This window comes from Shewanella sp. SR1 (genome assembly GCF_020447145.1).
GTDB classification, from domain to species: domain Bacteria; phylum Pseudomonadota; class Gammaproteobacteria; order Enterobacterales; family Shewanellaceae; genus Shewanella; species Shewanella baltica.
The window spans coordinates 193,761-215,878 of sequence record NZ_JAJAEF010000009.1 but is presented as its reverse complement, the minus strand read 5'-3'; the positions used below and the strand labels follow the sequence as shown (position 1 = coordinate 215,878).

Annotated in this window: 17 protein-coding genes and 1 pseudogene; 10 read left to right on the top strand and 8 right to left on the bottom strand. The window is 45.5% G+C overall.

Annotated elements, in window-relative coordinates:
- Positions 1-131 precede the first annotated feature (131 nt).
- Together KV201_RS11120 and KV201_RS11115 are read right to left on the bottom strand one after the other, a co-directional pair.
- Complete coding sequence (locus tag KV201_RS11120) at positions 132-1,814, bottom strand: pitrilysin family protein (RefSeq protein ID WP_226059353.1); 1,683 nt, start codon at positions 1,812-1,814, stop codon at positions 132-134.
- Positions 1,811-3,229 carry a pitrilysin family protein gene (locus KV201_RS11115; protein WP_226059352.1) on the bottom strand — a complete coding sequence of 473 codons (1,419 nt, stop codon included), beginning with the start codon at positions 3,227-3,229 and terminating at the stop codon, positions 1,811-1,813. The genes KV201_RS11120 and KV201_RS11115 overlap by 4 nt, the downstream gene beginning before the upstream one ends.
- Before the next feature lie 217 nt (positions 3,230-3,446).
- On the opposite strand from KV201_RS11115, the gene KV201_RS11110 reads away from it, so the two are divergent.
- Positions 3,447-4,274, top strand: coding sequence for a M14 family metallocarboxypeptidase (locus KV201_RS11110; protein ID WP_012196740.1), 828 nt, complete (start codon positions 3,447-3,449; stop codon positions 4,272-4,274).
- 94 nt (positions 4,275-4,368) lie between these two features.
- Here KV201_RS11110 and KV201_RS11105 read toward each other — a convergent pair whose 3' ends face one another.
- The gene (locus tag KV201_RS11105; RefSeq protein WP_006082904.1) at positions 4,369-5,283 is read right to left on the bottom strand and encodes a L,D-transpeptidase family protein; all 915 of its coding nucleotides are present in this window, start codon (positions 5,281-5,283) and stop codon (positions 4,369-4,371) included.
- Positions 5,284-6,484: 1,201 nt separating this feature from the next.
- Here KV201_RS11105 and KV201_RS11100 point away from each other — a divergent pair.
- Entirely contained in the window at positions 6,485-8,215 is a 1,731-nt protein-coding gene (locus KV201_RS11100) for a potassium/proton antiporter (RefSeq protein WP_006082903.1), read from the top strand.
- 143 nt (positions 8,216-8,358) lie between these two features.
- On the opposite strand, the gene KV201_RS11095 is transcribed toward KV201_RS11100, so the two are convergent.
- On the bottom strand, positions 8,359-9,285 hold the full coding sequence (locus tag KV201_RS11095) for an LpxL/LpxP family Kdo(2)-lipid IV(A) lauroyl/palmitoleoyl acyltransferase (protein WP_226059351.1): 927 nt from the start codon (positions 9,283-9,285) through the stop codon (positions 8,359-8,361).
- 103 nt (positions 9,286-9,388) lie between these two features.
- Here KV201_RS11095 and hldE point away from each other — a divergent pair, with 103 nt between their 5' ends.
- The 7 genes from hldE to KV201_RS11060 all read left to right on the top strand — a co-directional run bounded on the left by hldE (position 9,389) and on the right by KV201_RS11060 (position 16,389).
- On the top strand, positions 9,389-10,819 hold the full coding sequence (hldE, locus tag KV201_RS11090; RefSeq protein ID WP_226059350.1) for a bifunctional D-glycero-beta-D-manno-heptose-7-phosphate kinase/D-glycero-beta-D-manno-heptose 1-phosphate adenylyltransferase HldE: 1,431 nt from the start codon (positions 9,389-9,391) through the stop codon (positions 10,817-10,819).
- On the top strand, positions 10,816-11,643 hold the full coding sequence (locus KV201_RS11085; protein WP_226059349.1) for a hypothetical protein: 828 nt from the start codon (positions 10,816-10,818) through the stop codon (positions 11,641-11,643). Before hldE ends, KV201_RS11085 begins: the two co-directional genes overlap by 4 nt.
- A 151-nt stretch (positions 11,644-11,794) precedes the next feature.
- A complete protein-coding gene (locus tag KV201_RS11080; RefSeq protein ID WP_006082899.1) occupies positions 11,795-12,274 on the top strand; it encodes a TetR family transcriptional regulator in 480 nt (159 codons plus the stop codon).
- A 156-nt stretch (positions 12,275-12,430) separates the two neighbouring features.
- Positions 12,431-13,015: a hypothetical protein gene (locus KV201_RS11075; protein ID WP_107946634.1), complete on the top strand. Its 585-nt coding sequence runs from the start codon at positions 12,431-12,433 to the stop codon at positions 13,013-13,015.
- Between the two features lie 145 nt (positions 13,016-13,160).
- On the top strand, positions 13,161-14,243 hold the full coding sequence (locus KV201_RS11070; RefSeq protein ID WP_006085935.1) for a rhomboid family intramembrane serine protease: 1,083 nt from the start codon (positions 13,161-13,163) through the stop codon (positions 14,241-14,243).
- Positions 14,244-14,446: 203 nt separating this feature from the next.
- On the top strand, positions 14,447-14,827 hold the full coding sequence (locus tag KV201_RS11065; protein WP_226059348.1) for a hypothetical protein: 381 nt from the start codon (positions 14,447-14,449) through the stop codon (positions 14,825-14,827).
- Positions 14,828-15,066: 239 nt separating this feature from the next.
- Positions 15,067-16,389: an alpha/beta hydrolase gene (locus KV201_RS11060; RefSeq protein ID WP_226059347.1), complete on the top strand. Its 1,323-nt coding sequence runs from the start codon at positions 15,067-15,069 to the stop codon at positions 16,387-16,389.
- A 207-nt stretch (positions 16,390-16,596) separates the two neighbouring features.
- Here the strand turns inward: KV201_RS11060 and KV201_RS22530 are convergent, their stop codons facing one another.
- Positions 16,597-16,719: a hypothetical protein gene (locus KV201_RS22530; RefSeq protein ID WP_264175208.1), complete on the bottom strand. Its 123-nt coding sequence runs from the start codon at positions 16,717-16,719 to the stop codon at positions 16,597-16,599.
- Between the two features lie 216 nt (positions 16,720-16,935).
- Here KV201_RS22530 and KV201_RS11055 point away from each other — a divergent pair, with 216 nt between their 5' ends.
- Positions 16,936-18,189: a hypothetical protein gene (locus tag KV201_RS11055; RefSeq protein ID WP_226059346.1), complete on the top strand. Its 1,254-nt coding sequence runs from the start codon at positions 16,936-16,938 to the stop codon at positions 18,187-18,189.
- Between the two features lie 342 nt (positions 18,190-18,531).
- On the opposite strand, the pseudogene KV201_RS11050 reads toward KV201_RS11055, so the two are convergent.
- The 3 genes and pseudogenes from KV201_RS11050 to KV201_RS11040 form a co-directional block, all read right to left on the bottom strand.
- Positions 18,532-18,769 (bottom strand): annotated as a pseudogene (locus tag KV201_RS11050) (IS4 family transposase); the annotation flags it as partial.
- Positions 18,770-18,923: 154 nt separating this feature from the next.
- Positions 18,924-20,408 (bottom strand): Re/Si-specific NAD(P)(+) transhydrogenase subunit beta, encoded by a 1,485-nt coding sequence (pntB, locus tag KV201_RS11045; RefSeq protein ID WP_006085934.1) that lies wholly within the window; start codon positions 20,406-20,408, stop codon positions 18,924-18,926.
- Positions 20,409-20,419: 11 nt separating this feature from the next.
- On the bottom strand, positions 20,420-21,946 hold the full coding sequence (locus KV201_RS11040) for a Re/Si-specific NAD(P)(+) transhydrogenase subunit alpha (RefSeq protein ID WP_006082895.1): 1,527 nt from the start codon (positions 21,944-21,946) through the stop codon (positions 20,420-20,422).
- Positions 21,947-22,118 lie beyond the last annotated feature (172 nt).

The window sequence follows — 22,118 nt, the reverse complement described above, 5'->3', positions numbered from 1 at the left end:
GCTTTTAGCTTTTAGCTTTTAGCTTTTAGCTTTTAGCTTTTAGCTTTTAGCTTTTAGCTTTTAGCTTTTAGCTTTTAGCTTTTAGCTTTTAGCTTTTAGCTTTTAGCTTTTAGCTTTTTTGCATTCAGAATTTAGTCCACCTTGACCCTTTCAAGCTGCCACTCTGGCAGCTTAGAGGTTAAGTCTGGGATTATTCGATCGATATCGCCCCGCAAGATAATCAATGGCTCACCGCTAAACGCCCCGTTGGCTAACTGCTGCAGCCTTTTTGGCGTTAGCGCCTGCAACTCTGCATTCAGCTTTTGCACATCAACTTGAGTTAATCCTGTTGCAAGTTGTTGGAGATATTGGTTTTCACGCTGAATGCTGTTGTCTTGGCTGAGTACATCCTCACCTATCAAATAGGTTTTAAGTGCATTGATTTCGCCTTGGCTGGCACTTTGGGTTTTAACGAGCGCGAGGTGATCAAGTATGCCCACCACAAACGCGCCCGTATGTTCTATGGCTGTACTGCCGTAAAACTTGATGCTGCTGGACAGCGGCGCATTGGCACATTGACCGTAAATGCCATAGGTGAGACCGCGCTTTTCCCGCAAATCATAATAGAGTCTACCCGAAAAACTGCGTCCCATCAGCGCGGATAAACTGCGACAGCTTAATGCGACTTCCTGTGAACTGAGTTGACTCGTCTCGGACATATCGCCTAATTCACTATCAACGGTATGACCTATGGCATGATTTATGGAATGGTCTATGCGATAGCCTATGCGATAGCCTATGCGATAGTCTATGCGATAGCCTAGGCGGACTTGGGTCTGCACACTGCCCGGCGCATCGATAAGGAAAATCTTCTTGGTTTGCTTAGGTGTAGTTGTTTCTAGCTTATCGGCTTGCTGTGGCGACTTAGACAAGGATTTAGGTAGCGATTTCGTCAACATAGGCCACTGTTTGATGCTGGCTTGAAGATCAAATTCGGCGTTTTTAGCCTGCATATTGGGTAGAAACAGATGCCATTGTGCTTGCGATGCGGCCTGCTGCTGGATCTGTTGCAGCTGCTTTAGGTTAAGTGAATCGAACAGCTCATCATTATTGAGTACTGTATTGTAGGGATGTTCAGGTCCGAGTAGCTTTTCGCGCCACAGTTTATCTATCTCGGCGCCACTAAAGGCATTCAAGTGTTTATTGAGCTTGAGTTGGCGGCGAATATTATCAATATCGACGGGGGCGGTTGTCGCATCAACAAAGGTATTGGGCTGCCAAAATTGGATTAGCAAGCCGTAGATATGATTAACATCGTCGGGGCAGGTGAGGCTTAGATTTATGCTATGTAAGCTAACGCGAATACTGAAAGTTTCAAGGCAAGGATCTGCGAGGCTAATCGCCAGTGCGCGGGCTTTCTGTTGCAGGGCAATCTGTAAAATATCGGGATTATTGAAGGGGGCCTGCGGACTTATCGCCGCTAAACTGACCCTGTTGCTTAGACTGTTACTGCTTAGAGCATGAGTGCTTAGACTATTGCTGTTTAGATCATGATTGCTTTGCACTGAAGCAAGTCTATGTAACTGATATGGTAATTCCAATTCGGTATAGACTTCATCGCTAAACATTGGATCCGTTGCGGGGATGATGACGCCGCTTTCGGGTAAATGACTGTTTAAAGGATAGGGCGTGTCAAAGCTGGCTAAGCTTGGCGGTTCAGTCGGCGTAAAGACGATTTGTGTTTGCTGGCAGGCGCTCAGTAATAACGCCACAACGCCGCACATTAAGCTTTGTAGTTGTTTAGTTCGTCCGTGAGTCGCAGTTAGATTCATCATAATACCGCATCCTCTAGGCTGTCGCTCATATCACTAGGTAGCCATTCCAGCAGTGTTTTTCCCCAGCGAATATACCAAGGTGGTAGTAGGTCGACCCGCACATAGTCTTGAGTAAAATACTGTTTTGCGACTCTTTGGATATCGCCTGCCGTGACTGCGTTAATCCGCTGCCACTGCGCGCTAAAGGGATTGTCTTTATCTTGAACTGAGGTCGCTGAAAGCTGCGTGGCTAATGCTTGGGTGTCACTGAGTTGTTGTAATCGATTGTTTAACCACACTTGTTTAAGTGCGCACAGGCTGGTTTCATCCAGAGTCTCTTGCTGTGTTTGTGCGACAAGTCCGAGTACTTTTTCCACTAAGGCATCGAGTGAAGTGCGAGCCCGCGGAACCAAGACAATATTGGCAATCCCATGATTTTCTAACTCAAAGGGCAGGGAATAACTGAGCATTTGCGCAGGATTATGCTGGCTCATTTTAGCAATTACACTGGCGGTATTTTGAAATAAATAGCCTTCGAGCAGTTGAATCGCTGCCGCATCGGGATGATTTTTACCTACGGTATGCCAAGCGAGCAATAATCCAGGCCAAGGTCCGCGCTCATCGACTAACTCAGCATGCACTTGTTTAGGCTGGATGTTCAACTCAGTGAATCTAGGCTCAGTCGTCGCAGGTTTAGGCCAAGTCGCAAAGTTTTGCTCAATCCATTGCAGGGTTTGTGGGCTCAACTTGCCGACAAGGGAAAGCTGCATCGCATCGGGGCGATAATAAGCACGGTGAAAGGCGGTTAGGCTTTCAGGTGTGGCTTGCAAGATATCTTCGCGACTACCAATAATACCGTGGCCGTAGGGCGTGCCTTGCACTTGGTCGAGTAAGAACGCCATCGCGCTGCGGACATAGGGTTGATTATCTATGGTTTGCGCCATTTCCTGCAGTACGGTTTCCTGCTGATTTTTAACGGTAGTGGCATTAAGGCTTGGACGGATAAAGCGGTCGGCTTCGAGATACAGCCCCAGTTCTAATGCTGGGCTTGGCAGCGTCACATAGTAATTGGTGTAGTCAAAATGTGTGCTGGCATTAAAACGTGCACCTAAGGCACTGAGCTGCTGGGCATAGGTATCGCCGGGGGCATTTTCGCTGCCTTTAAATAACATGTGCTCAAACAGATGGGCATAACCGCTCTGACCTTGGGCTTCGTTGCGGGCGCCTAAATTAAATTGGCTGGCGATTGTGACTGTCTGTTTATAAGCCATGGGCAGTAAGCGCACCGTCAAGCCATTTTCGAGTGTGTAGATTTTTAGATTCGCTTCGAGCGCGTATAAGGCTTGAGCATCCTGCTCGGCGCGACATTGTGCCAGCAGCGAATTGCTAAAAGCACTGGTCGCAAGGGCGATAAAAAAGGCGATGTGAGTTCTCATAAGTGCATCCTGCCGAGCATATTTTTTGAATTCGTTAAATAACTCATCGAAGCTGAATGCCGTTACCAAGTGGCGATTAACCCATCAACAGGTATCGATACCGATTGCGATGTGGTTAGCGACTGCTCGGATTTCATCGAAATCAGTTGAATAGCATTCAGTTTTTAAAAAGAACTGCTATGATGGCACAGTTCTTTTTCTGGCATAAGTACAAGATATGGTAAGCAGATCCCCGTTCGAATCCTTTCAGTGGAAAAGCGATATTTTTAACTGTGAAAGCACTGATATTGATAATTTTTATCTGCTGCTTGAGCAGGAAATGACCCGTTTGGGCATGGTTGAGAAGAATTTGGGTGAAGTCGGTAAATACAAGGTTAGCTTGTATCAGTCTCCCGCCGCTAAGTCAGGCTTACCTTCTTTATTGATCAGCGCAGGATTTCATGGCGAAGAATCTGCAGGCCCTTGGGGTTTGCTGCATTTTTTGAGTGAAGCGTCAGCAGACCTATTTGAACGGGTGAACTTGAGTTTATTGCCCCTCGTTAATCCAACCGGATTCAGCCGCGGCCATAGATTTAACAAATACGGTGAAAATCCAAATCGCGGTTTTGTATTTGAGAATGGTAAACCTAAAGCCAACGAACATACGTCGGTGGAAGGTAAGTTGTTGTTAGATCATGCGCAGTTACTGATTGCCGCTTGCCGTGACGGTATTTTAACTTGCCACGAAGATGTCTTGAGCCGTGAAGCCTATGTGTATTCTTTTGAGCCAAGCCAAGTGCCAGGACGCTTTAGCCTCGATTTGCGCGATACCTTAGGCGGTTATTTCCCGATTGCTGAGGATGGCGAGATTGATGCGTGTCCTGTGAAGGATGGCTTGATCTTCAATCACTTCGATACGTCGTTTGAAGCGTGTTTAGTGCGAAGCGGTGCCCGTGTGGGTGCTTGTACCGAAACACCAGCGCTGCAAAACTTCGATCAACGCGTATTGGCAAACAGTGCTGCTATGACTCACTTCTTAGCCCTATGTGCACCTTTATGTGATTGATCTTGTTATTCTATTAGGTGTTTAATTATCTAATAAATGACAAAAAAATACCCGCAGATAGCGGGTATTTTTTTAGGTGATATTTACCAGTGAATTATTGATTAATTCGCATCGGTACACCAGTACGTTCATCGAGCAGCTTTTTGATCACAGAAGAATTAGTGTCAGCTTTAGCGATAAACTTGGCGATATCTCTTGGTAATGAAATCGCGACTGGCTCATTGGATTCAAACTCAGCCACAGTGCGAGACAGAGGTTGATGCACGGCTAAGTAGCGCTTACCGTCTGGCTCTTCGGTTGCTTTAATCGGCTGGTTCACGAATTGTACGCGGGTGCCCACTGGGACATTCTTGAACAAGTGCTCGATATCTTCATGGCGTAAACGCACACAACCTTGGCTCACACGTAAACCGATACCGAAACTCGCGTTAGTACCGTGAATCGCATACAAGTTGCCGATATACAGTGCATACAGTCCCATAGGGTTGTCTGGACCCGCTGGCCATACTGCTGGCAGGATTTCACCCTTAGCAGCATATTCTTTACGAATGCGTGGCGTCGGTGTCCAAGTTGGATTGGCACGCTTACGTTGTACTGAGGTCACCCAGTTTTCTGGCGTGTCTTTACCAATCTGGCCAATACCAATAGGCAGGACTTCAACTGTCTTTTTGCCTTTTGGATAGTAGTACAAACGCATTTCGGCCACGTTGATCACTATGCCTTCACGGGGAGCGTTAGGCAGGATCAGTTGTAATGGAATTAACAGTTGGCTACCTGGCTTTGGCAGAAATGGATCTACACCTGGGTTAGCTTCGAGTAAGTTACTGAGACCGAGCTGGTATTTGGCTGCAATATCTTCGAGAGTGTGTTTACCCTCTGGAACCGTATAATACTGGTTCTCGCCAATTAGCCTGCTTTGGGCGGCTGGTAAAGGATATTCCGTTGCTAAAGCGGACAGACTAGGGAAAACCAAAGTCAATAATAAAGCTGTGGTGCGAAGCATACTCATAAGCGGATACTACGATTCCTGTTAATAAAAAAGCGTGTTTAACGCAGCTTTCTCTCTTAAAACGAGAGCGGCAATTTGACGAGCAAAATGCACTGGCGCGCGAAGCTCGCATCCTTCCTTATTTTGGACATTATTTCAACTGAAATATGATCCGTACAGCGTATTTATCGCTTAATTTTTGTTTTAACGGTTTTCATCGGCGACTGAGATTATCAGTATTTCGGCTTATCATTATACCAATCACATTAAATATCTAATCAGTTCAGAGCCTCACAGGCATTTCAATCCAAGGCGAATTGACGCAGAAATGGTCATTCCCTTTTAAGCCAATGCAACACGGGAGTGGGATGCCTGTGTAGCTCCCGAAGGGCGGCTGATGTTAACGGCATTGCAACGCGCTTTATACTGCGTTTAAGGCTTTCGACAGAGCACCACTATGCCTTCAAGCCTTCGCCTTGTCTAAAGCGCGTTGAACTCCCGCTGAATGAACAGATATTTAATACGATTGGTATTAAACCCTGTGCCTGCTTTATTGCTCTATGTGCTGCAAATCCCTGATCTAAGCTGCTGTGTTGCAACGTTTCTGTGATGATCACTCAGTCTAAAATATTGGAGTTATGCATAGTGTCTTCTTTGATGGCGAATTAAGGGGGTCTGAATTGATTGGTTTTGCGAAAACAGCGTTTGCGACATTTTCTTAAAGTACTTTTCTAACGGGGTGATGCTCAACCTGACAAAGTCCGCCTAGCTGAGCCGATTGTCGGATAAATGGAGTGAAAACAATTGGCTTGAGAGTGATGTTCGAATATTCGCCGTTTCAGTCGACATTGTTTTGTCTGGTGCTGAATTCACTATGATAACCCTAGTTTATACAGGTTTATGAGCTTAATTTTGCTTGAATGATTTAAGTTTACGTTTAGTTTGTTATTTTTAACTGTCTGATATTTATTTATTTTAATCTTTATAAGTCGTGTGAAAATGTTCTGCGCTTCTTTAGGTTTTACGTTAGCCTTTATCTCAAGGTTAATGCAAAGTTACATTTATGGCGTTTTCTATGTAGATGATTGAAATTTAATATTTAACGCTCCAATAATTCGCTATTTTTGTGCTAATATAAAATCATAAAATTGTAAGTTGAGTCATTTTTAACCTCGGTGATTTGTCTATCGTTTAACTAAACAACCTGTATAAGGAGGCGTTTGTGGATGCAAATTCCATCAATAGTTTTTTTCTGATTGGCGCCTTGCTAACTGCAGTGAGTGTTTTACTCAGTCCCATGTCTTCCCGTTTGGGTATCCCGATTCTTTTGATCTTCCTCGCCGTGGGTATTTTGGCCGGTGAAGATGGCCCTGGCGGAATATTGTTTGATGATTATTCCACCGCTTATTTAGTCAGTAACTTAGCGCTTGCTATCATCTTACTCGATGGTGGTATGCGTACCCGTGTCGCCAGTTTTAGGGTGGCACTGTGGCCTGCATTATCGCTAGCGACCTTTGGCGTCGCTATCACAACCAGTATCACTGGCATGATGGCCGCATGGCTGTTTGACTTGCATTGGTTGCAAGGTTTGCTGGTGGGCGCGATTGTGGGCTCGACCGATGCCGCCGCGGTATTCTCCTTATTGAAAGGGCGCAGTCTCAACGAGCGGGTTGGGGCAACCTTAGAAATCGAGTCCGGTAGTAACGACCCTATGGCGGTGTTTTTAACCGTGACGTTGATTGCGATTCTCGCCAATGTGGACACTGAGATGTCCTTCAGCTTTATGTTTATCAGCTTTATTAAGCAATTTGGTCTGGGTATTTGCTTAGGTTTAGGTGGCGGCTGGATGTTGTGGAAGCTGGTTAATTTGAGCAAATTAGCCGACGGCCTGTACTCTATTTTAGTCTTAAGCGGTGGTCTGATTATTTATGCTGCGTCTAACAAACTCGGCGGCAGTGGCATTTTATCGATTTACTTAGTCGGGCTTTTCCTCGGCAATAAGCCGACCCGTGGCCGTCATGCAATTTTAAACGTACTGGATGGCATGACTTGGGTCAGCCAAATCGGCATGTTCTTGGTATTAGGGTTATTGCTTACCCCTTCTGATTTAGTCGATATCCTGATCCCAGGTTTTGCACTGGCATTTGGGATGATTCTATTCGCCCGTCCTGTCGCTGTGTGGATCAGCCTATTGCCCTTTAAGAGCTTCAGCAGTCGCGACCGCTGGTTTATTTCGTGGGTAGGACTACGCGGCGCAGTGCCTATCATCTTGGCGGTGTTCCCTATGATGGCGGGCTTACCGGGCGCTCAGTTGTACTTCAACTTAGCCTTCTTTGTCGTATTAGTATCGTTACTGGTTCAAGGTGCGTCTTTGACCACTGCGGCGCGTTTAGCTAAGGTAGAACTGCCCCCAAAGCCGTTGCCCGTTTCGCGTTCGGGAGTTGAAATTTACCCGAGCAGCGAATGGGAAGTGTTTGTCTATCGTTTGAGTGAAAGTAAGTGGTGCATTGGTGAACCGCTAAAACGCTTAGCGATGCCAGATGGAACACGGATTGCGGCGGTATTTAGGAATGACACTTTACTGCATCCATCGGGCAGTACTCGCCTCGAAGCGGGAGATATACTCTGTGTGCTGGGTCAGGAGAAAAGTTTAGAAGCTTTGAGTAACCTCTTTAGCCAAGCGCCTGAAAATAAAGAAGTACAACGTTTCTTCGGTGATTTCTTTATTGAAACAGATGTTAAGCTGGCGGATCTCGCACCAATTTATGGCTTGAGTTTAGATAATCTCGCCGACGATATGACAGTCGCCGATCTGGTGGTGTCACAGCTTGGCGCAAATCCAGTGCTGGGCGATCAGTTCCAATGGCAGTCGTTGCATTGGGTGGTGGCGGGGCTGTATGAAGGCAAAGTTACTAACGTGGGTATTCGTTTACCGACCGAGCATTCGCTGTAATCTCATGCGCTAGATGCTTCTTGCCATATAGAGTTGCCATAGAGAGTTGAAGTTGAAAGTTGTAATCGACAATTGTAATCGAAAGTCGCCATAAAAAATGCCAGCTTATTTGCTGGCATTTTTGTATTCAAAAACTGAATGAGTTACTGATATAAAGATTTGTCCGTTGGATCTGGACGGGTTTTAAAGCGGCGATGCAACCACATATATTGGGCGCGGTTTTTATCTATGATGGATTCGATAATCTTGTTACCGCGAATGGCATCGGCTAACTCATCTTCGCCGGGGAAATTATTCAGCGGTGGCATCACTTCAATCCGATAGCCCTCATCACCTTCGGTACGTTCCACAAAAAAGGGCAAGACTTTGGCTTTGCCGAGTTTGGCTAACGTGGTGGCACCCGTAATTGTTGCCGCATCTGGCATGGCATAAAACGGGATAAATACCGCGCTTGATCGGCCAAAGTCTTGGTCGGCTGTGTACCAAATCACATCGGGATTACGCAGGCAGCGCACCATTTGGCGCAAGTCGCGTTTAGAAACAAGCCCTTTATTCGAGCGTAAACGGCCTTTAACTTGGAGGTATTCCATCACTGGATTGTTGTGTGGGCGATAAACCCCCACGCCGGGTTGGAATTGGCCGAAGATACGTGCGCCCATTTCCAGCGGTAAACAATGCACGGCAAAGAGGATGACGCCGTGGCCAGCATCGAGGGTGTCTTGCACGTGTTCTTTGCCTGTGATGCTCATGTGTTGCTGCACTTTTTCATCGGACCACCACCATGCATTGATGGTATCGAAAATGGCTTTGCCTGTTTCTTCAAAGTTACGCGTGAGTAGGGTTTCTCGCTGTGCTTCTGACATTTCAGGGAAACAGAGGCTCAAGTTACGGCGTGCCGTATGAGTGCGACTGCCTGCAAATTTCATCACTAAGCGACCTAAACCTTTACCCAGTTTCATCTGCCAAGAGAGCGGTAGAAGCTGAGTTAAGCGCATTAAAAATACGCCAAACCACATAGGCCAATGCTTAGGATGATATAAAGAAGATGAAAACTCGGCTTTCTCGACCACAAAAATACTCACTACTTTTGAAAATTACTGCTTATTCTAACTCAATTATTACTGAAAATTAGGTACAATCACGGTTTAATTTCTGCATAAAGATAAGAGCACTATGAAGGTTTCTCTGCCAGCATTTGAAAAAGCCAGAGTGTTAGTCGTCGGCGATGTGATGTTAGACCGCTATTGGGTTGGCCCAACGGGACGTATCTCCCCCGAAGCCCCCGTACCTGTGGTGAAGATTAATCAAGTCGAAGACAGACCCGGCGGCGCGGCCAACGTGGCGCTCAATATCGCGACCTTAGGTGGTCAAGTCCAACTTGCTGGGCTCGTCGGTCAAGACGATACCGCCCATGCCTTAACGCTTGGCGTGCAAACCTTAGGGGTTGAACCCCAATGGTTAACCATTGCAGACAAGCCAACCATCACTAAGTTACGGGTGTTATCACGTAACCAGCAGTTGATCCGCCTCGATTTCGAAGAAGCCTTCGACAAGGCCGATAGTGTGCGTTTGCTCAAGCAATCTGAGGCTTTACTCGATTCCGTCGATGTGGTGGTGTTGTCTGACTATGCGAAGGGCGCTATCGATCAGCCGCGAGATTTCATTGCCTTAGCACGCGCAAAAGGTGTGATGGTGTTAGTCGATCCTAAGGGCAGTGACTTTGGCCGTTATCAGGGCGCGTCATTGATTACCCCGAATATGAGCGAGTTTGAAGCCGTTGTTGGCGCAGTGACCTCAGAAGCGGATCTGCTGGAAAAAGCCCGTGGTTTACTTAAGCAACATAATTTTGATGCCATCTTAGTTACCCGCTCTGAAAAGGGCATGACCTTAGTGACCGCCAATGCGCCCGAGCTGCATATTCCTACCGTTGCCCGTGAAGTCTATGACGTGACGGGTGCTGGCGATACTGTGATTTCTGCCTTAGCAACCTCATTAGCCGCGGGCGCCGATTTACCGCAAGCTTGTGCGATTGCGAACACTGCCGCTGGCGTCGTGGTTGGTAAACTTGGCACTTCTACCGTGAGCCGCATTGAGCTTATCGAAGCGTTAGCTTTGCATCATGGAGAATCGGGTTTTGGGGTGGTGAGTGAAGATCAGCTCGCCTATGCCTTAGAGCGGGCCAAACTGCGCGGTGAGCGTGTGGTGATGACCAATGGTTGCTTTGATATTTTGCATGCGGGCCACGTGAGTTACCTCAAGCAAGCCAAAGCCTTAGGCGATCGTTTGATTGTTGCAGTAAACGATGATGCCTCGGTTAAACGCCTTAAGGGTGATGGTCGTCCGGTCAATCAGGTTGATCGCCGTATGGCCGTGCTCGCTGGCTTAGCCTCTGTCGATTGGGTGGTACCTTTTAGTGAAGATACGCCGCAGCGCATTATCACTCGACTGCTGCCAAATCTACTGGTTAAAGGCGGCGACTATAAGCTTGAAGATATCGCAGGCGGCGCTGAAGTGATTGCCGCCGGAGGTCAAGTACAAGTGCTGGGCTTTGAGGATGGTATTTCAACCACGGCGATTATTCAAAATATCATGGCTAATCAGTGAGCTTAGTTGCTCTGGTATTCGCATCTAGCTTGTCTTGGACGCCCATTGCCGATAAGCAGGCTTTGATTTGCCCTTTACCAGAGCTTGGCACTTGCTTGGCATTATTGCCTAAGCAAGTGTTGGCGCAGCTGCCCGCCACGTTAGATCAATTTAAGCGCGATTTAGGCCGCAGAAGTGCCATGGTCATGCCCGTCGATGACAATAAGATTGCAGGCCTAGTCTTAGTCAACGAGTTGCAGACGCCGCAAGTGCAGTTAGCCAGTGTCGATCTCGTGACTTATCAATTACCTTTGCTCGAACAGCCGCAATTAACCCTATGGCATGAGCTTGGTCATTTGGAGAACCTTGCCCTGCAAGGCACAGTGTTACCGACTCAATTGAGCGCATATCAGCATGAATGGCTAGCCGATATCTATCTGGTTTGGCGTATCGCGCGGGAGCGAGGGGGTTTTGCTTTGGCGTGGCAGCAATACCATAGACGCAACCTTGATGCGTTAACAAGTCCGCAACACTTGTCGCATTGGAGTTCACCCATGCTGATACAAGTGTTACATCACTACGAAGTGGCTCAAGTGGCGAGATTCGCCGATTATCGGGATTTTATGGCGTATTTTTATCCTAAAGCCGAGCAATTAGAGCCGAGGTTATTAGGAGAGTATTCGAGCTTAATGCAACGGACTTTTGGCGCGAGTGTGTTGCAACCCCTTCCTGAATATCTATTTTGGCGAAAAGCCGATCTTGGGCACTATCTACAACCTACCTTCGTTTTACTCATGGGTGAGGAAAAAGCGCATAACTGGTTGGTACAAAATTCAATGTTATGAGGGTGTTAACGGAATCGGCGTCTAGGCCTGTTTTAAACTGAACCCTAGCTGAACAAAAGCGAAATACGCTGGTTGCAGCCGAGTGAACAGCAGTAATCCCTGAGCGGCTTTGGTAAGCTTTCCCCCTAAAAAAAAGAGGGGAGACTTTACTATGGCTAAGCGCTCGCGAGTACAAACTGAGCAAACCATAAATCAGATTATGGATGAAGCGTTAAGACAAATTTTGACTATCGGCTTTGAGACTATGTCTTATACCACGTTATCTGAAGCAACGGGTATTAGCCGCACAGGTATTAGTCACCATTTTCCACGCAAGAGCGATTTTCTCGTTCGTTTAGATAGCCGTATCGGCAATCTATTTGTTGCGGCTCTGGATTTTTCTAGCCAAGAGGCATTAGAAACATCGTGGATGCAGGCAATGCAGGAAGAACATTACCGCGCAGTATTGAGACTGTTCTTTAGTCTTTGTGGTGGTGCCAACAATGAAATCACCCTCTTTAGAGCGGTGAGCACAGCACGTCAGCAAGCGATTGCTGAGTTAGGCTTAGCGGGCGATCGCACGATCAACCACTTATTAGGCCGTACTGCTGTGATGTTATTGTCCAATTTCGATGTGGCAAAAGCAGCATAATAGACTGACCAATTAATATAAAAATGGAGCCTGATGGCTCCTTTTTTATAGGTGAAAATCGTGATTTTTACTGAGGAAACTCATTCTTTAGTCGTGTAAGATATGCCCTTTATTGCGTTATACCGCCTTTTACTCTTGATTTGACAGGATAAACATATGGACATGACACCCAGCTCTAATGCCGCCGAGGCTCCCAAACGTAACATCAAGCTCGATAATACAGAGCTCATCAAAACCAGTTTTTGGGTGAGTCAGATCTTTATGATCATTGCGACGGTTGTCGGGGTGTATTTGGCCGCACAGGAAGGTTTATCGCAGGCGATTAAGTTCGATAACTTAAGTAATATGCAAAACAACTATCATCTGCGCCATGCGCTCTATGATGAGTTGAGTGACAACGTTGAAGTGCTAAACGCGTATGCAGAGAAGATTCGGACTGAGGCACCCTATGACATAAAGTCAGTGCATCCCAATATGGCGACCTTTGTATGGGAAAATATGCGTTATTCAGCCAATACTTTAGAAACTCCAAGCAAAATACTGAGTGATGCACGTCGTTTCTACCTCACATCGGCAAATGTGGTTGAAAAGATAGAAAGTAAATTCTATGGCCCACGTTTTGGGGCCACCCAACTTGTTGAGTTAACCGAAGAACTGACCAAATCCACTTTGCCCGCATTAAAAGCAAACTATGAGTCTTTAGCCGCAGAATTAAGAGCAAACGATATTTCGCTCGATTAATTCTAGGGAAGCCATTGCCAAAACGCTGGGTCTGATGCGCGTCACAAGCATGAAAAGTGGTGTGTAAACTGCTGGCTTTTTTGGTGATTAAGTCGAACTGTTGTATTTAAAAAAGTCAGCTCAAAGCTCAAAGAAAGGGAAGATTATGAGTTTCAAATGTCCTGGTTGTCATAACCATAAAATGCGTGAATATGAGTTTCACGGTGAAAAAGTGGATACTTGCGAGGCCTGTGGGGGATTGTGGTTTGATAACGGCGAACTCAACAAAGCGTTGTCGAAGGCTGACAATGGCGATGACAAAGTTCGTGTTGAAGAAACACTCGGTGCACATTTAGGTCAGGCTAAGCGCCAATGTGGCCATTGTGAGGTGTCGCTTGAGCGCTACCACTTGATGGATGGTTACCAAATAGAAGTCGATGTTTGCCATAGCTGCAGCGGCATATGGATAGACAGGGATGAAAGCGACAAAGTGGTGAAATCTCCACTTGTTAAAAACCTGCTCGCTGAACTGGACGCAAAAATAAGCACTAAGACTTGGATATTCCAATTCTTATCCCAGATGCCAGTTGAGTTTAACCTCAAGCCGAAAAAGCCGCCTGTGGTGACCTACTTGTTACTGGCGCTCAATATTTTGGTTTTTGTTGGCTATGGATTTGATCTGGATATGACTGATAACGTGTTTGCTCGTTTTGCACTACGGGCTGACGACGTAATGCACGGTAGCCATGTTTGGACTCTATTTAGCCATATGTTTTTACACGGTGATTTAATGCATCTTGCCGGTAATATGTACTTTTTATATGTAGTTGGCGATAACCTCGAAGATGCGCTTGGCCGCGCCCGCTTTTTTGTGTTGTATTTGGTGTGTGGTTTTGCCGCCGCTGCAACTCAAATTGCTGCCGATCCTGGCTCGAATATTTATATGGTTGGTGCAAGTGGTGCCATTGCTGGGTTATTTGGCATGTATTTAATGTGGTTTAGACATGCGAGTCTGACTTTCATGTTTATCATTTATCAGAAGAAGCTTTCGCCTATGGCATTCTTCAGCATCTGGTTAGTCTTTAATATTATTGGTTTAATCATGGCTGGTGAAGGCGTTGCTTACTGGGCACATATCGGTGGTTTTGTCGCGGGTCTGTTGATGGGTATTTTCCTAAAAGACAAAGTGATGCAAGCTAATCCACTGATTGCTATGCTCAACGAACCTGAGGTTAAGATAGCGCGCTAAAAGAGGCTCTTTACCAATTTGGCAGCTAGAGTGATATAGGATATAAAAAGGGAGCTGCTGGCTCCCTTTTCATTTCACATTTTTTTAAGCCTTTTAAGCTAGTCTCCGAACCCATAGGATGTGAGGTTTTTTCCCACAATACCCATCGTTTTCGCAGGCAAAAATACGAAGTGGGATCTAGCGCTATTTGAAGGAAAAAGTGAATGTTACTTGGACTGTTTATCCTGTCTGGCGTATTAATCAAAACCTCATTACTCGGATTTGGCTGGATATCGATTGCCATCGGCCTGAGTGGATATCTGTTATGTCGATGGTTCAATTTCAATTTGGATATCAAACTAATTGATAAATTTAGACGCCTTTTCATCACTGGCGCGGCTTTGCATCTTCTGGTCTATATCGGCTTAATCACTAAGCTTTTCCTTATCGACAGCTTAGAAGACTTACCCACATTCCTGATAAGTCACTTAGTATTTCACCACATCATCAGCGCCGCTATTTCTGCCGTATTAACCTTTATGGCAATTGGTATTTATCTACAGCAACAAAAAGTAAAAACGACTTATCCGCAGCAACTTAGGTAACGCGCTAAATGGCCTCAATACTATTTAAGCCACAGTTAACCCATTCACTCTGTTCTATTTTTACTTACAATTTATTCAGCCAGTGCACGCAGACTTATCTTTTCTATTTAAGCTGGATCAGTTAAAACTGTTCAACGGAATAGATAATTTCCACTGCAAGTCTGTCGACTCTAAATATCCCCAAACCATAACCTAGAACATTCACGATTGGTGAACTCAGCATCACAAGGAACACCTCAATGGACTGCACACTGAGATTATATTTAGCCCTTAGACACCAGATTAATCGCATCGCCTTGATAGCGTGTATTTTCCTTATATTACCGGCTCAGGCTGAGAATAGTTCGACTAACACAATTCCAGCACACCAGATAAGCAGCTTAGTTTATGGCCAAATTTTTACTCATAACTCCAACCTATATAATGCCGAACGTCGCTATATGGTGGCGCTGCCTGAACGCCATAACGCGACCCAACGTCATTACTCTGTACTGTACATTATCGATGGTGATTTTCAATTTCGCCATGTCTCAGCAGTGGTCAACAATCTCGCCCGCGTCGGTAAAATCCCACCAATGATAGTGGTCGGAATTGCGTTACAAGGCCAAGCGGATTATATAAAAAGCACCACGTGGGCGGCAGAGGATAATCCTGAATATGGTGGTGCAGCTTTATTGCAGAGTTATCTGAGTCAGGAGCTCATTCCTTTAATCAATCAGCAATTTCGCACTTCAGGTAACAATGCCTTGGCAGGATATTCTCTTGGAGGCTTATTCACCTTGTATAGCATGATGCAGCAGAAGACGCCCTTTAACGCCTATCTTGCCATGAGCCCAAGCATTTGGTTTGACAACTACAGCAGCAACGCCCTATTCACTCAGTATCTCAAACAAAAGCAGCAAGACAAATCTAAGCTGCCCCCCTTGTTTTTATCTGTGGCTAACGAGCAAGGCATGGGCGTGGTGGAAATGGTTGATGTGATTAACCCCATAGCAAGCGAGTTAATTGCAAATCAACAGTGGCGTTGGAAGTTCCAACAGTTTCCGAATGAAAACCACTACACCACAGCGATGCCAGCGCTGTTGGATGCTTTGGCTTTTCTTTCACCACAGTATTTTATCGACCTTGATGACCTAGTGAACATACCAAAGTACGCCGATGTATTCGCCTTATTTGCAGCTAAACAACAAACATGGGCAGGATTTCAACTCGAATGGTTACAGGCTTATACCTTCGCTAAATATGTCTTTATTTCAAAACAGGAAGGGCAAATTGATCAACTCCTAAAGGATGCCAAACAGCAATTACCAGCATCCTATACCGAATTATGTATTGGGCTCGCGAAAGTCTTTATTTATAAACAACAGGCTGATAAAGCGCAGCAAATATTACTCAGTGCAAAAAAAGAAGGCGAACTAAGCGCCGATTGGCAGCAACAGATGAGCCTAAGCTATGCCGCACTCGGCAATAAAGATGCCGCTCAAAAAACTCACCAACGCGCACTCTTCCTCGCTAAGTCACAAGGTCTAGAAAGTTGGGAATGGTGGGAGCTTGCACCTTAGCGCGTGCAAATACTTCAAACACTGTTAAAGGGAAAATATGCCCTTTAACAGTGTTTGGACATGGTGAACATCAACTTTATAAACGGATCAATCTACGGTAATGTCGTTATCGCTAAGCTCTTTTGACTGGGTTTCATAATTCGTTTTAAGCTTCGGCAAAGTATCTTCTTGGATCTTACTCAGTACATTTTGTAGCAGGCCCTTACCTTAGGAAACACTATAGTGGCGGGTTTCAATATCGCTAATGTTCTGCTCAGACTCTAAATAAAAACGACGAGTATCGGACAAGATGTGGCTCGGCGTCTCTAGGGCATTGGCTGAATAGCGCATATCGTGAGCTTTTTAATTGATTAATAATGAAATACTTATACATACTGTGAGTTTAAGTGTGTCACATTGTGAGAATGATGCAAAAGAGTTGCAGCGGCGCAAAGTTTCATTGCCATGAGTAGCTAGTTTTCGCAAGTATTTTATATCGCGAAGAATATGTCAGTTTACATGTTTACAGATTGAACCATTACTTGAAAAGTATAAGGATATATTTATATGTGTATAAATAATAAATTATTTTCAATTCGGAATTTCTATCTATTGGCTTCTGTATTTCTAGTTTTTACTAGTAACGTATATGCCAAGGAGCCAAGTGAGCTAGGTTTTTTGTATAAGCAAGTAATCGATGCGCCAAAAAATAACTCATACAATGATGCAATTAGTAAAGCCATTGAAGTAAATGATAAATATAAAGGCGATCAGCAAAGCCGATTTACTATAAATCAGCCGTTAACAACGTTATATTCATATGTGGGTCAATATGAAAAGGCAATAAGTTTCCCGACGGATGTTCCACTTATTTCAGAAGACCTTATTGAAAACCTTTCTGCCATATCGGCAGTTGATAAAATTCAAGCAATGTCCGAAGAAACTAAAATTGTTATGATAAATGAGGCTCACCACATAGCTCTTCATCGCACTTTAACAGCATCTTTATTGCAAAAGTTATGGAGTAGTGGGTATCGTTACTTAGCAATTGAAACGTTATCAAAGAGAGATGTTGATATCAATATTCGAGGATATGCTATCGAACGCTCTGGTACATATTCTAACGAACCCGTATATGCCGAAATGATCAGAACAGCTAAGAAACTTGGTTATCAAATTATAGCGTATGATGACTCAGGTAGTGAAAGGGAGAAGAAAGCCGCTGAAAATATATTTAATGCTACTTTTTCTATTAACAAAAATGCCAAGGTTATAGTACATTGTGGCTATAGTCATATTTTAGAAAAAAATATTAAAGATAAAAGAATCTGGCTGGCAAACGAATTGGCTAATCTTACCGGTATCAATCCGCTTACAATTAGTCAGACTAATTTAATGGAGTCGAAAACGTTAGAATTTGAAAATCCAATTTACAATAAAATTTTAAACAAATTTAACCCGAAAATCCCCATTGTTTTAACTGATAATTTGGGACTCGTATGGTCAACCATGCCAGGGCAGCATGATGTCGATGTCATTTGGCCGAGAACGACATACACTAATACTCGACCAGATTGGTACATTCAAAACTACGACTTAATTGCATTTGAAGGTAGATGGTGTAGAAATAAATACCCATGCATTATTGAAATAAGAAGATGGAATGAGTTGAACGCTATACCATTTGATCGACTACGTATTGAGGTTGAGCCAAATGAAAATGTTGTACTACGCTTACCTCTACATGAATCCATTATATTTGGTTTTAATGAACATGGAGAGAAAGTGTTTGAAGAAAAAATAAATGCTAGTAAAGGCTGATTTTATATTAGGATTTATTTTTATGGTTTAAAGTCTAACTTAATCCATAACAAGCTTACTCATACATTGAGGCATAGGTTGTTATACATAGGCATGTTCATAAGTTAAATGACGACTTTATAAATGTCGTGGCTTAAAATGAAGTTGGATTAAACTCAGGCATTAGTTAAATATGCGAATGAAGGTTATGATGTTTCTTACTTTATACTTATATCACGTTTTTGGTTAATAGTGTCTAAGTTTATTAGAGACTGGATTGTAGTTGGTGTTGGCGCCAGAATTCGTGCAACTGTATTCTCTAACTTCTGGAGTAATCAAAAAAATTTAAAATATATTTCTGGCTTGAGGCGAGACAATATCTTGTTTGTTGATTGATGTCCGAACAAACATCCTCGGAACAAGGTCATCTCGATAGCATTCTAATTTATTACATCTATTGGTGATTTACGCTGCCATCGCGTCATAACACCATTAGAACCCAAATAGGGCTGAACTAACTCGGCTCCAACGCATCAGCTATGCAGATGAATTCGGTGAGACGAGTAACGTGAGTATGGGCTAATGCTTTTGATAATTGCATAAAAAATCCGATGACATGATGTCATCGGATTTTTCAGCGGGATCTTTAAGCGAGCCTTTTTAACTGTTCGGCATTAAGCCAGCGGCTCCCTTTTTATCATTGAAACAGTGTGTTTCGCCTAAACGATTTCTACTCTGTTGAAGTTACATCAGGCTCAAAGCGCTTTTAAAATCGCTTCGACACTGGCCTTGGCATCCCCAAACAGCATTTGGGTATTATCTTTGAAGAACAGTGGGTTTTGCACGCCGGCATAACCTGTGTTCATCGAGCGCTTAAAGCCGATAACGTTTTGCGCTTTCCACACTTCGAGCACTGGCATGCCTGCGATTGGGCTACCTGGATCTTCCATTGCCGCAGGGTTAACCGTGTCGTTCGCACCAATTACGAGTACTACGTCAGTGTCGTTAAAGTCGTCGTTGATTTCGTCCATTTCAAGCACGATATCGTAGGGGACTTTCGCTTCCGCTAGCAGTACGTTCATGTGGCCGGGTAAACGGCCCGCAACTGGGTGGATGCCGAAACGGACTTTCACGCCAAGATCGCGCAGTCTTTTGGTGATTTCAGCGACAGGATATTGCGCCTGCGCCACTGCCATTCCGTAACCTGGGGTGATGATGACAGAGGTGGCATTTTTCAGCATATCCGCCACATCTTCGGCGTTGGTTTCACGGTATTCACCCATTTCTTCATCGGCAGTCGAGGCCACGCCATCTGTGCCAAAGCCACCAGCTATAACTGAAATAAACGAGCGATTCATCGCCTTACACATGATGTAAGACAGAATTGCACCCGATGAACCCACTAATGCGCCAACGACAATCAAGAGGTCGTTTGACAACATAAAGCCCGCTGCTGCCGCTGCCCAACCTGAGTAGGAGTTCAGCATAGACACCACCACTGGCATATCCGCGCCGCCAATCGATGCGACTAAATGCCAGCCAAAGGCGAAGGCAATCAAGGTCATCAACAGCAGTGCCGGCATAGTGCCGCCAGTTTGGACGAAGTACACCAACAGGGCGAAAGACACGAGCACAGCCACTAGGTTCAACTTGTGGCGATGTGGCAGCATCAAAGGTTTAGATGAAATCACGCCGCGTAACTTACAAAAGGCAACGATAGAACCTGTGAAGGTGACCGCACCGATGAAGATCCCGAGGAAGACTTCGACCAAGTGAATGTTAAGCATGGCGCCAGTGAGATGTTCTTTGCTGGCGGCTTTGGCCGCTTCACTTAGGGCATCGTGCACTGCGGCGAGGGTCGTATTGATATCGCCACCGACAGCTACGACGACTTGCGACACTTCCTGTGGGTGTAAGTCGATAAAGCTGTTAAAGCCAACCAATACCGCGGCCATACCAACAAAACTGTGCAAGATGGCAACCAGTTCAGGCATTTCAGTCATTTCGACTTTTAATGCTAAACGGATACCAATCGCGCCGCCAATCACCATGGCGATTAAGATCCACGCAATACCGTTAGTATCAGGGTTGAAAATGGTAGCCAGTAGGGCGATTGCCATACCTAAGATACCGAATAAATTGCCGTGTTTTGCCGTCTCTTGCTTCGACAGTCCCGCGAGACTGAAGATGAAGAGAATGGCGGCAATAATGTAAGCTGCTGTTACCAGTCCTTGAGACACGTTAAACCCCCTTAATCCTTACGGAACATCTTCAGCATGCGCTGAGTGACGGTAAAGCCACCGAAGATGTTAATACTGGCGATCAGCACGGCGATAAACGCCAGTACAGTGACCAACGTTGAACCCTGACCGATTTGCAGTAGGGCGCCGACCACGATAATGCCCGAAATCGCGTTAGTCACTGACATCAAAGGCGTATGCAGTGAGTGGGATACGTTCCACACAACATAATAACCCACGACGCAGGACAGCAAGAATACCGTGAAATGGGACAGGAACTCTGGCGGTGCAACCGATGCCACGGCTGCAAATCCGGCAACGCCTAAGGCGGCGAGCACGTATTTGAGCTTAGATGGCGCTTTCGGGGTGGTGTCTTTAGGCGCGATTTTCGCGGCAGGTTTTGCTGGCGCCGCAGAAACCGAAATCGGTGGTGGCGGGAAGGTCACTTCACCTTCTTTAATCACAGTCATGTTGCGCATGACCACATCATCGAAGTTGATGCTGGCAGTGCCGTCTTTCTCTTTGCACATTAACTTCATCAGGTTGACTAAGTTAGTGCCGTAAAGCTGTGACGATTGCGCGGGCAGACGACCGGGTAGGTCGGTATAACCAATCACTTTTACGCCGTTAGGAGTAACAAACAGCTCGCCAGATTGCGTGTATTCGCAGTTACCGCCAGTTGCAGCGGCTAAATCGACGATCACTGAGCCGCTCTTCATGCTATCAACCATAGCTTTGGTGATGAGCTTAGGCGCAGGACGCCCGGGGATCAGCGCCGTAGTGATGATGATATCGACTTCTTTGGCTTGCTCAGCAAACAGCGCCATTTCGGCAGCAATAAATTCATCCGACATGGTTTTAGCATAACCATCGGATGAGCCACCTTCTTCGTTACCAAAATCCAGTTTAAGGAACTGGCCGCCCATGGATTCGATTTGCTCGGCCACTTCTAAGCGCGTATCGAAGGCGCGCACTATGGCGCCAAGCGAACCAGCAGTACCAATGGCAGCAAGGCCTGCAACACCAGCACCAATCACTAGCACTTTAGCGGGCGGCACTTTACCGGCAGCGGTAATTTGACCGGTAAAGAAACGGCCAAATTGATGCGCGGCTTCAACAACGGCACGATAACCGCCAATGTTGGCCATAGAGGAGAGGGCATCAAGTGACTGGGCACGGGAGATGCGTGGCACCATGTCCATCGCCATCACGTTGATTTTGCGTTTAGATAACTTCTCAACCAGCTCAGGGTTTTGTGCGGGCCAAATAAAGCTGACGACAGTTGCTCCGTCTTTGATTTGTTCGATTTCGGCGTCGCTTGGCGCATTGACCTTAAAAATCAGATCGGCTTGCCAAACGTCAGTTGTCACCTTCGCGCCTGCAGCTTCAAAGGCTGCATCATCGAAACTTGACAGTTGACCCGCATTGGCCTCAATAACAACTTCAAAGCCGAGTTTTTTAAGCTGCTCGACGGTGGCTGGAGTCGCGGCGACCCTAGTTTCACCGGCGAGACTTTCTCTCGGTATTCCAATCTGCATGACTACTCCCTGATGGTTTATATAATCGTTCCGCCTGCTGTGCTTCCTTCATCGTACTCAACTGCAAAATCTGTCATCGCCAGCGATTACTCGGCTGGTGATTCGAGTCAGTTCGGGCATTCAATCTAGGATGGACACTTTTTGTTTTAAAAACAAACTATTCTGTGGGCAA

What these genes read in the sequence shown, in the direction of transcription:
- KV201_RS11120 (WP_226059353.1), bottom strand. Translation starts at nt 1,814, where the DNA reads ATGATGAATCTAACTGCGACTCACGGACGAACTAAACAACTACAAAGC.
- KV201_RS11115 (WP_226059352.1), bottom strand. Translation starts at nt 3,229, where the DNA reads ATGAGAACTCACATCGCCTTTTTTATCGCCCTTGCGACCAGTGCTTTT.
- KV201_RS11110 (WP_012196740.1), top strand. Translation starts at nt 3,447, where the DNA reads ATGGTAAGCAGATCCCCGTTCGAATCCTTTCAGTGGAAAAGCGATATT.
- KV201_RS11105 (WP_006082904.1), bottom strand. Translation starts at nt 5,283, where the DNA reads ATGAGTATGCTTCGCACCACAGCTTTATTATTGACTTTGGTTTTCCCT.
- hldE (WP_226059350.1), top strand. Translation starts at nt 9,389, where the DNA reads ATGAAGGTTTCTCTGCCAGCATTTGAAAAAGCCAGAGTGTTAGTCGTC.
- KV201_RS11080 (WP_006082899.1), top strand. Translation starts at nt 11,795, where the DNA reads ATGGCTAAGCGCTCGCGAGTACAAACTGAGCAAACCATAAATCAGATT.
- KV201_RS11075 (WP_107946634.1), top strand. Translation starts at nt 12,431, where the DNA reads ATGGACATGACACCCAGCTCTAATGCCGCCGAGGCTCCCAAACGTAAC.
- KV201_RS11070 (WP_006085935.1), top strand. Translation starts at nt 13,161, where the DNA reads ATGAGTTTCAAATGTCCTGGTTGTCATAACCATAAAATGCGTGAATAT.
- KV201_RS11065 (WP_226059348.1), top strand. Translation starts at nt 14,447, where the DNA reads ATGTTACTTGGACTGTTTATCCTGTCTGGCGTATTAATCAAAACCTCA.
- KV201_RS11060 (WP_226059347.1), top strand. Translation starts at nt 15,067, where the DNA reads ATGGACTGCACACTGAGATTATATTTAGCCCTTAGACACCAGATTAAT.
- KV201_RS22530 (WP_264175208.1), bottom strand. Translation starts at nt 16,719, where the DNA reads ATGCGCTATTCAGCCAATGCCCTAGAGACGCCGAGCCACATCTTGTCC.
- KV201_RS11055 (WP_226059346.1), top strand. Translation starts at nt 16,936, where the DNA reads ATGTGTATAAATAATAAATTATTTTCAATTCGGAATTTCTATCTATTG.
- KV201_RS11040 (WP_006082895.1), bottom strand. Translation starts at nt 21,946, where the DNA reads ATGCAGATTGGAATACCGAGAGAAAGTCTCGCCGGTGAAACTAGGGTC.